Annotated in this window: 8 protein-coding genes; all 8 read right to left on the bottom strand. The window is 43.9% G+C overall.

The window, feature by feature from the left end:
* Positions 1–230: 230 nt before the first annotated feature.
* On the bottom strand, positions 231–1592 hold the full coding sequence (ftsA, locus tag ABWY16_RS17300; RefSeq protein ID WP_353905912.1) for a cell division protein FtsA: 1362 nt from the start codon (positions 1590–1592) through the stop codon (positions 231–233).
* A 27-nt stretch (positions 1593–1619) separates the two neighbouring features.
* Complete coding sequence (locus ABWY16_RS17295) at positions 1620–3032, bottom strand: POTRA-like domain-containing protein (RefSeq protein WP_353905911.1); 1413 nt, start codon at positions 3030–3032, stop codon at positions 1620–1622.
* Positions 3025–4380, bottom strand: a complete 1356-nt coding sequence (gene murC, locus ABWY16_RS17290) for a UDP-N-acetylmuramate--L-alanine ligase (protein ID WP_353905910.1) — start codon at positions 4378–4380, stop codon at positions 3025–3027. The genes ABWY16_RS17295 and murC overlap by 8 nt, the downstream gene beginning before the upstream one ends.
* Position 4381: 1 nt before the next feature.
* The gene (gene murG, locus ABWY16_RS17285; protein WP_353905909.1) at positions 4382–5494 is read right to left on the bottom strand and encodes an undecaprenyldiphospho-muramoylpentapeptide beta-N-acetylglucosaminyltransferase; all 1113 of its coding nucleotides are present in this window, start codon (positions 5492–5494) and stop codon (positions 4382–4384) included.
* 10 nt (positions 5495–5504) lie between these two features.
* Positions 5505–6713 (bottom strand): FtsW/RodA/SpoVE family cell cycle protein, encoded by a 1209-nt coding sequence (locus ABWY16_RS17280; RefSeq protein WP_353905908.1) that lies wholly within the window; start codon positions 6711–6713, stop codon positions 5505–5507.
* A gap of 2 nt (positions 6714–6715) precedes the next feature.
* A complete protein-coding gene (gene murD / locus ABWY16_RS17275; protein WP_353905907.1) occupies positions 6716–8059 on the bottom strand; it encodes a UDP-N-acetylmuramoyl-L-alanine--D-glutamate ligase in 1344 nt (447 codons plus the stop codon).
* Complete coding sequence (mraY, locus tag ABWY16_RS17270; RefSeq protein ID WP_353905906.1) at positions 8059–9303, bottom strand: phospho-N-acetylmuramoyl-pentapeptide-transferase; 1245 nt, start codon at positions 9301–9303, stop codon at positions 8059–8061. Before mraY ends, murD begins: the two co-directional genes overlap by 1 nt.
* On the bottom strand, positions 9303–9794 hold a 492-nt coding region (locus ABWY16_RS17265; RefSeq protein WP_353905905.1), incomplete at its 5' end, for a glutamate ligase domain-containing protein. The genes ABWY16_RS17265 and mraY, both read right to left, overlap by 1 nt.

Here is a 9794-nt window from a genome sequence, read left to right as displayed (position 1 = left end):
ATTCCCTGACGGTACATATGGTTAACCGCATTACCACCACCGCCACCAACACCAATTACCTTGATGATTGATGACTTATCTTTTAACATTTCAAAATACATATATTTATGAATCAGTTACTTAAAAATTGGTTCTACCTGTTCATCTCTCAACGTAATATTAACACTTTTTCCACACTAGTTATCCACAACTGTCAATAATGTGGAAAAGTCGCGCTTTGTTGATAAATATTACGGCTTTATATAATCCTCATCGCTTACGTTCATGTCATCTTTGATAAAGTCTTTGGTCTTAGCCAGTAACTTATCAAACAATCCACCGCCCGGGCGTTTCACTTTTGCCTGCGTTGTTACCGGTTTCTCCATGTAAACGCCAGGCTGTTTCAGTTCTTCCATCTGCTCTTCAGCTTTCTGGATCCCCTTGATCAATAGCCCTACACTTGTTGCATACATCGGACTTTTCAGATCATCATAGATGGTCTTTGGCATATCCTCATACTTGGACAAATGCTCGTTAGGATAACCCACACGGCAATCCAGTCCTGTCACGTATTCAACCAGTTGCGAAAGGTGTTTCAGCAATGCTCCACCACCAGTGATCACTACACCCCCAATCAGTTTTTTCTCATATCCCGAAGATTTGATCTCATAATAAACATGCTCAATGATTTCTTCCATACGGGCCTGGATCACATAAGCAAGGTTTTTAACCGAGATTTCTTTAGGTTCTCTGCCCCTTAAACCGGGTACACAGATTATTTCATTTTCTTTATTTTCTTCTGCCAGTGCAGATCCGAAACGGGTTTTCAACAATTCTGCCTGATTTCTCATTACAGAACAACCTTCACGGATATCCTCAGTCACACTGTTACCACCAAAAGGAATTACAGCCGTGTGGCGGATAATACCTTCATGGAAGATAGCAATATCGGTAGTGCCACCACCTATATCTACCAATGCGATTCCTGCTTCTTTCTCTTCTTCACTCAATACAGATTCTGAAGAAGCAAGAGGTTCAAGGATCAGCTCCTGAGTTTGCAAGCCGGCATTGCTTACACATCTCATGATATTTTTTACCGCAGTTACCTGTCCGGAGATAATATGGAAATTAGCTTCTAAACGCACACCAGCCATACCGATAGGGTCTTTAACGCCTGGCTCATTGTCTACAGTAAATTCCTGTGGCAGCACATGGATGATCTCTTCTCCCGGGGGCATAACCAGTTTGAACATATCATCAATCAGCTTGTCAAGGTCTTTCTTGCTAATCTCATTATTTAACTCCCTTCTTGTCAGGATTCCACGGTGCTGCAAACTTTTGATATGCTGACCTGCAATACCCACGTTTACTACACGCACTTCCACGTTCGACTGGCCACTTGCCAGTTCAACAGCCTGTGAAATACCCTGTACAGTTTTTTGTATATTCGAAACTACCCCACGGGTTACGCCCGCAGACTCAGCTTTGCCTATACCCAAAACCTCAACTTTCCCATGCTGTGTTCTGCGACCAACTATCACACAGATTTTAGTGGTACCGATGTCTAATCCCACTACTATCGGAGATTGAACGGTAGTTTTTTCTTTGCCCATAACTATATCTATTTGTCGAATTATATACTATTTGTTTTTCTTGGTATCTTTTTTATCAACCGGTTTCGCGGTTTTTGTCACCGGTTTAATCCACCTGATTTCAGGCATGGCCGATGTATGTGTCACTTTCTTCTTTTCTTCAGTTTTAACAACTGTTTTTTTTACTTCCGGCTTAACTGCAGCTTTCTTTTCTTCAGTTATCGTTGCCTTTTTTACTTCTGCTTTTACCGCTGCGGGTTTTGCTGCCGGTTTCCAGGTACTTTTCAGCGCTGGCTTAACCACAGGTTTTTCCACCTTCTTTACTTCCACCTTTGGCGCTGTCTTTTTCAGCTCAACCTTTGCCACTGTTTTCTTTACTTCAACCTTTGGCACTGTTTTCTTTACTTCAACCTTTGGCGCAACTTTCTTTACTTCAGCCTTTGGCGTCACTTTTCTTACTTCCGCCTTCGGCTCCGGCTTTTTCACTTCAGGTTTATGCACAGCTACCGCAACCGGGGGAACAAACTTTTCATCCGGCACACTGGTCATTACTTCATTTTCATCAGGATTATTGTTCAGCTCAGAAGCGATTTCGGCTTTCACCAGCGAGTCCATTACCTTCTTTGCAGCTGCCATAGTTGGCTTAAATGCATTAGCAGCATTCAGGGCACGGTGCAGCGAATCCGGATTGTTCTTTTCACAAACGATCTGATTTGAATATTTAATATTGATAGTTTTATAGGTATCCCAGCCAACCTGTGGCATTGCTTTTTTATAGAAGGCAAGCAGGTTTGTCATCTTGGTTTCAAGTGAATCTGCCGTGCCCAGAATGATACGCTGATCGCCCACTCTTGGCACCAGTTCAATATCATCCCTATCGTTAACAAATATCTGCTCAATTTGTGCGTCCCATAGCGTATCTTTTTTCAAAAATAATGCCGTTTTATACAGGTCGCCCGCCATCTTGGTAATCAGGGTATCTACCTTGCCGCTGAAATGCTCCAGGATATGTCCGTTTGCTACCAGTACGTTCGCGGTAAAGTTAGGAGAAACCGGCATTTTTAACCCGTTACGGTCTATATAATAGTCCTGCCCACCTGCGTTTATAATCCTTAAAATAGGTTGGCGCTGGCTGATCTCTATATGGATAACTCCATCCATATCAGCATAAACCGTAGACAGATCGATGTAGGGATTAGACTTGATTTTCTCTTCAATAGCGTTCAGGTTTATACCCTCAAGGCTCCTTCCGATCAGCTGTCCCTCACTCTGTTTTAATATGGCATCAATTTCTTCTCTTTCAATAAAATTATCTGCTCCAGGAATTAGAATTTTGATATTGGTACAAAGGACTGTATGTTTTTTTACCTCAACAAAGCTCATTAAGGTCACTATTCCGCCAAGGCATACTATCCAGGCAAAACATTTAAAAACAAATTTCCAGTTGATCCTCTTAAACATTGGTTAAAATATTTTTTAACGGTTGAATCAATGTATCTATATCCCCTGCCCCGACAGTAAGCAGCAGACCTGGCTGGTTTTCCTCTACATAACCAAGCACTTCATCTTTTTTATAAACAGCACAAGCGGGCAGCGTAATCTGCTCAAGCAACCATGCAGAAGTAATGCCTTCCATCGGTAATTCCCGTGCAGGATAAATATCCAGCAGCAACAGTTCATCCACGGTCCCCAGCACCTTTGCAAATTCCTCTGCAAAATCCCTGGTACGGCTGAAAAGATGCGGCTGAAATATAACCGTCAGCTTTTTCTCCGGGTACAACTGTCTTACAGCATGAAAACATGCACGCAACTCTTCAGGATGGTGTGCATAATCATCTATATAAATATGTTTATCTTCTCTTACTATATATTCAAACCGCCTTTTTACACCTCTGAAACTGGCCACTGCCGCTTTCACCTTTTCAGGAGAGATTCCCAGTCTCAATGCTGCTGCAATCGCTACAGTGGTATTCTCTACATTATGTTTCCCCGGCAGCATGGATTGAATATCTGGAATGGTCACCCCGGCATCCGTATAGTCAAATACAAAATCACCGTTCTCCACTCTGATATTCCCTGATTGCACCATCGAGTTCATTCCGGCACTGTAGGTAATTCCTGCTGTCATTGGCAGTCCCTGTTTAACAAACAGCGTACCGCCTTCTTTCAGCTGTCCGGCAAATAGGTAAAAGGATTCATGCAGCTGTGCAGCATCCCCATAGATATCCAGGTGATCAGCATCCATAGACGTGATTACAGCGATATCAGGATGCAGCGTGAGGAAAGAACGGTCATACTCATCCGCTTCTACCACAACCACATCATTATCCCCTATCAGGAAATTACTGCCGTAGTTTGTGGCAATACCCCCTAAAAAGGCAGTACATCCATATCCGCTATCGGTTAAGATATGTGCAATGATAGTCGACGTAGTAGTTTTACCATGTGTACCTGCTACAGCTATACAAAACTGCCCCTTGCTGATAATTCCCAGTACCTGTGAACGTTTTTGCAGGTCAAATCCCTGCTCCCTGAAATGATTAAGCAATATCGAATCTTTAGGAATCGCCGGTGTGTAAACCACCAGGGTCTCCTCACTTTTAACCAGGTATTCCTCAGACAGGGCATCCATTGCATCATTATACGTAATCAGTATACCCTCTACTTCCAGAGCTGAAGTTAAAACGGTACGGGTCTTATCATAACCGCTTACCTGGCATCCGCGTTTCTTAAAGTAACGCGCAAGCGCACTCATCCCGATGCCACCGACACCAACAAAATAAACGCGTTTGATCAATTCCAGTTCCATTTTAAATTCCTCCTTTTCCTGCCAGTTTGAATATTTCCGCTGCTATCAGTTCATCAGCATCAGGCAGCGCCATTTTACCAATGTTTTCAGCCAGCAGTTCGCAGCGCTCTTCATCTTTCAGCAGATCCAGTGCTTCTTTTACCATTGTATCTTCGGCAGAGCGGTCGTTGATCAGCATTGCTGCATTGTTCTTTACCAGTGCCAAAGCGTTTTTTGTCTGGTGGTCTTCAGCCACATTTGGCGAAGGCACCAGGATCACAGGTTTTTTGATCAGGCAAAGCTCAGCAATAGTGCCGGCCCCTGCCCTGGAAATAATCACATCGGCAGCAGCATAAGCCAGATCCATCTGGTTTAAAAACTCCAGGATCCGAACATTTGGATGGAAGTTCGGGCCAATGCGCTCCATGATCCCTGTGTAATAATATTTACCCGTCTGCCATACCAGCTGAACGTCCTGTTCAACAAAGTCCTGCAGATGTTTTTCTATACTTTTATTCAGCGTTCCTGCACCAAGGCTTCCGCCGGTAACCAGGATCGTTTTCTTCAGCGGGTCAAGCTTCAGCAATTCCGAACCATGGAAATGTTTGTTTTCAATATCCACCACGTCCTTCCGTACAGGATTACCTGTTTTCAGGATATTTTCTGCCGGGAAAAATGCATCCATCCCGTCAAATGCCACACAGATCTTCGAAGCGTTCCTACCGAGTCTCTTATTGGTAACTCCTGCGTAGGAATTCTGCTCCTGGATGAGATAAGGCACATTCTTCCAAGAAGCTGCAAACAGGACAGGCCCTGAAGCGTATCCCCCAACACCAACCACAACATCCGGTTTAAAATCCGAGATCAGTTTCAGCGCCTTTTGCACACTGCCCATCAGTTTAAACGGAAGTGCCAGGTTCTTAACAATAGAGCCACGCTGTATGCCGGCAATATTCAATCCTACGATCTTGTATCCGGCAGCAGGAACCTTTTCCATTTCCATTCTTCCGGTTGCCCCAACAAATAAAATTTCACAGCCTGGTTCTGCCCGCCTTAGCGCATTGGCTATTGCGATGGCCGGAAAAATATGCCCGCCAGTACCTCCACCTGAAATAATTATCCTTGTTGCTCTCATTCTTTATTTTTTATGCAATTGCCGATAAATCACCAATTACTACTTTTCTTGTATTGCTTTCACTCTTAGTAACGATGTCACCGAGTGCTTTCTTACCATTTTCTTCAACATCCCTGCTTACACTCAGAATAATCCCGAATGCAATACTGGTAAAGATCATTGAGGTACCCCCCATACTTACCAGGGGCAGCGGAACTCCCGTTACCGGACCTAAACCTACTGCTACTGCCATATTTGCAAATGCCTGTATCGTCAGACTAAAACTTAATCCTGCGGCCAGCAGGGCCCCAAATGCCTTGGGACTTTGCGTGACGATCCTGACACAGCGGTAAAGCAGTACGAGGTACAGCACAATGATAATCATTGCTCCAAAAATGCCGTATTCTTCTACGATGATCGCGAAGATAAAGTCGGAATAAGGATGCGGCAAAAAGTTACGCTGTGTACTGTTCCCCGGTCCTTTGCCAAAAAAGCCACCTGTTGCCAGTGCTATTTTAGACATGTCAGCCTGAAAAGTCTTGTCAGAATTCTGAAGCTCCGGATGCAGGAAGGAATTGATACGCGATTTGTAAGTCTCCCGCCTTGGGCCAAGGAAAATCACAAACATCAGCAGTACAAAGCCGCCGGCACAAACGGTAAGTATCTGCTTGATACTGATCCTGCCGATAATAAGCAGTAAAATACTTACGCCAAACAGCATTAATGCAGTGGATAAGTTAGCCAGGGCAATCAGGATGAATACCACACAAACAGAGCCCATGATCGGGATGAAGGAAGTTTTGACATCTTTAATATTTTCCTGTTTCTTGGTCAGCATCCTGGCCAGAAACGTAATCAAAGCCAGCTTAGCCAAATCGGAAGTCTGGAAGGTCAACCCGATTATAGGGATCTTTACCCAGCGCGAAGCATCATTCAGGCTTGCTCCAAAAATCAGCGTATAAAACAGCAGGGGGATCGTAATGATCATTAAAATCTTTGATATCCCGGCGTAATACTTATAGTCCAGCAAATGCGCAATATAGATCATACCAATCCCCATCACCACAAAAATCAGGTGTTTGGTGATCAGTATTTTTTCCACCGTCTTGCCTTGTTTATAGGCCAGCGTTCCCGTGGCACTGTAAACGGTCAGGATGGAAATCAGGGACAGCAGGATAATGATCAGCCATATCCAGCGGTCGCCCTTTGTTTTCTCTAAAAGCACTTGAAATGCACCCATTTTTATAATTCTTTTACAGCCATCTTAAATTGATTGCCACGGTCTTCATAGTTCTTAAACAAGTCGAAGCTTGCACAGGCAGGCGATAACAATACCGTATTGCCCTTCGTTGCCAGGTGATAAGCCACCTGCACAGCTTCATGTGCTGAGAAGGTATTCACAATCACTTCCACATCATTTTCAAAAGCCTCATGGATCCTCTTGTTGTTTTTGCCCAGGCAAACGATTGCTTTCACTTTCTTCTTTACCAGGTCTTTTAACATATCATAATCATTCCCTTTATCCACGCCGCCCATGATCAGGATCACCTCAGGATTTACACTTTCCAGTGCATACCAGGTAGAATTCACATTGGTAGCTTTGGAATCGTTGATATAGTCCACACCAGAGATTTTGGCCACATGTTCCAACCGGTGTTCAATATTCTTAATATCTCCCATACTCTCACGGATTGTGGCATTGCGGATGTCCAGTACTTTCGCAACTATGCCCGAAGCCATTGAGTTGTAGATATTGTGCTTGCCCTGCAGGGCTAACTCTGTGATTGACATGGTTAATGGATCTAATGGATTTATGTTGATATGTAAGTTATTGCCTTCGAGGTATGCGCCCCCTTCTAACTTTTTGCGGATAGAAAAAGGACTTTGTGTAGCATTGACCTTTGTGTTTTTCAATGCCTTCAGTGTTTCTTCGTCGTCAGCACAGTAGATAAAGTAATCTTCAGGCTTCTGGTTGCGTGTTATGCGCATTTTCGATGCTGCATAATTTGCCATTTTATAGTCGTACCGGTCCAGATGATCCGGCGTAATGTTCAGCAGGATGGCGATGTCGGCCTTAAAGGCAAACATGTCATCCAGCATAAAGCTTGATATTTCCAGCACGTACCAGTCAAAGTTTTCAGTGGCCACCTGTGCCGCAAAACTATGCCCGATGTTTCCTGCCAGCCCCACATTTAATCCTGCTTTTTTCAGGATATGATAAGTGAGCATTGTGGTAGTGGTCTTTCCGTTAGAGCCCGTAATACAGATCGTTTTTGCCGTAGTATATCTTTTGGCAAATTCAATCTCCGAGATCACAGAGATATTCTTTTTCTTCAGCCCCTTTATGATCGGTGCTGTATCAGGTATACCCGGACTCTTGATAACCTCATCAGCGTTAAGGATCAGTTCTTCCGTATGCTGTTTCTCTTCAAATGCGATGTTCAGCTCCACAAGTGTCTGTTTATAGCGCTCGGCAATAGCACCAAAATCTGAAACAAAAACCTCAAAACCCTGCTTCTGCGCCAGCATTGCCGCACCTATTCCGCTTTCACCAGCGCCCAGTATAACAATCCTTTTTCCTTCCATTACCTCAGCTTTAAAGTGATAATAGTAATAATTGCCAGCAGGATACAGATAATCCAGAACCGCGTAACGATCTTGGCTTCATGGTATCCTTTCTTTTGATAATGGTGGTGCAGGGGCGACATTAAAAACACCCTTCTGCCTTCTCCAAAGCGCTTTTTTGTATATTTAAACCAGGATACCTGGATCATAACAGACAAGAGTTCAACTACAAACACCCCGCATAAAATTGGGATCAGGAATTCTTTTCTGATCATAATAGCAAACGCGGCAATAATCCCTCCTATCGCAAGACTTCCGGTATCGCCCATAAATACCTGGGCGGGATAAGAATTGTACCACAGGAACCCAACACAGGCACCTACAAAAGCCCCTGCAAAAATCATCAGTTCACCCGAATTAGGGATATAGAGTATATTCAGGTAATCGGCCATCATCGTATTACCCGATACATAGGCAAGCAATCCCAGCGTGATACCTATTATCGCGGACGTACCTGTGGCCAGTCCGTCGATGCCGTCCGTGATGTTCGCCCCGTTTGAAACTGCCGTGATGATAAACGCAACAATAACTACAAATACCAGGAAGGCATATTTTTCTGAACCCGGAAGGAAATTCAGCACCTTGGCGTAATCCAGTTCATGGTTTTTATAAAAAGGATAATTTGTAATGGTAGATTTCACGTCCTGGGTATAATAGAACTTATCACCTTTTTGTCTCAGTACCATCGGCGCATTGCTTTTGCTTGCCGCTGTTTCATCCACAGTTTTCCTTACTACAATATTGGGGTTGAAGTACATTGTCCAGCCTATGATCAGCGCCAGTCCTACCTGTCCAACAACTTTAAATCTTCCTGCCAGTCCTTCTTTATTCTTTTTGAATACCTTGATATAATCATCCACAAAACCTACCGCACCCATCCAGATGGTTGTTACGATCATCAGCAGTACATACACATTTGTAAGGTTCGCCAGTAAAATCGTAGGTACAAGGATCCCTGCCAGAATGATCAGTCCACCCATTGTAGGAGTACCCTGTTTCTGCATTTGACCTTCAAGTCCCAGGTTCCTTACGGTCTCTCCAACCTGCATTTTATGCAGGTAATTGATCAGCCTTCTGCCATAAACAGTAGTGATGATCAGGGAGATAATTATAGCCAGCGAAGTACGAAAGGTAATGTACTGGAATAACCTCAGCCCGGGGAACTGATAGTGTGCGTTTAAATATTCAAACAGATGGTATAGCATTAGCTGATTAAGTTTAATTGTTCGGTTAACACTTCTTTATCATCAAAATGATGCTTTACTCCGTTTATATCCTGGTATTTCTCATGTCCTTTACCTGCAATCAGGATGATATCGCCTGGTCTTGCAAGGTGGCAGGCAGTTTTTATCGCTTCCCTACGGTCTGCTATAGTTAATGTTTTACGCTTGTTTGTAGGTGATACTCCGGCTTCCATCTCTTTGAGGATTTCCAGCGGGTCTTCCGTTCTCGGGTTATCCGATGTCAGGATCACCTTATCGCTCCAGTCGCAGGCCACCTGTGCCATTACCGGGCGTTTGGATTTATCCCTGTCGCCGCCACAGCCAATTACCGTAATCACCTGCTCAGTACCTTTTCTGATATCATGGATGGTGCTCAGTACATTTTGTACAGCGTCAGGCGTATGTGCATAATCCACAATGCCAATGATCTGTTTTGCATTGCTCACATAATCAAAGCGCCCTTCAGCACCGCT

The sequence above is a fragment of the Pedobacter sp. genome, from assembly GCF_040513095.1.
Lineage (GTDB): Bacteria > Bacteroidota > Bacteroidia > Sphingobacteriales > Sphingobacteriaceae > Pedobacter.
This window is presented reverse-complemented; position numbering and strand designations above follow the sequence as displayed.